The sequence below is a fragment of the Caballeronia sp. INML3B genome (assembly GCF_023631305.1).
Taxonomy (GTDB): Bacteria; Pseudomonadota; Gammaproteobacteria; order Burkholderiales; family Burkholderiaceae; genus Caballeronia; species Caballeronia turbans.
Genome location: NZ_JALQDI010000117.1, coordinates 1 through 236, shown reverse-complemented (window position 1 = coordinate 236; position 236 = coordinate 1). Strand labels below are relative to the sequence as shown.

Sequence of the window (236 nt, the reverse complement as noted above, 5' to 3'; positions counted from 1 at the left end):
CCCCGCCGTATTTAATGAAACGCCGACCACCCAGATCTACACTATTCCTCAGGCGTCGGCAGCGTCTGAAGTGTATAAGAGACAGGCCGAACAGAAGGCCCGTCTGCGCAACGAGCACGAGCGGCGCGGGCGGCACTTTGCCGTGCCGGACCTGAGTCTTATACACATCTCCGAGCCCAAGTCTCACACGCTGAATTCGCGTATTGCCGGCTAGGGTGGGTTTTCGGTGTTGGGGG

At 59.3% G+C, this 236-nt stretch carries 1 protein-coding gene; it reads left to right on the top strand.

The window, feature by feature from the left end:
* A partial coding sequence (locus tag NCS58_RS34105; protein ID WP_250539052.1) for a hypothetical protein occupies window positions 1–214 on the top strand: 214 nt, incomplete at its 5' end.
* Between the last annotated feature and the right edge of the window lie 22 nt (window positions 215–236).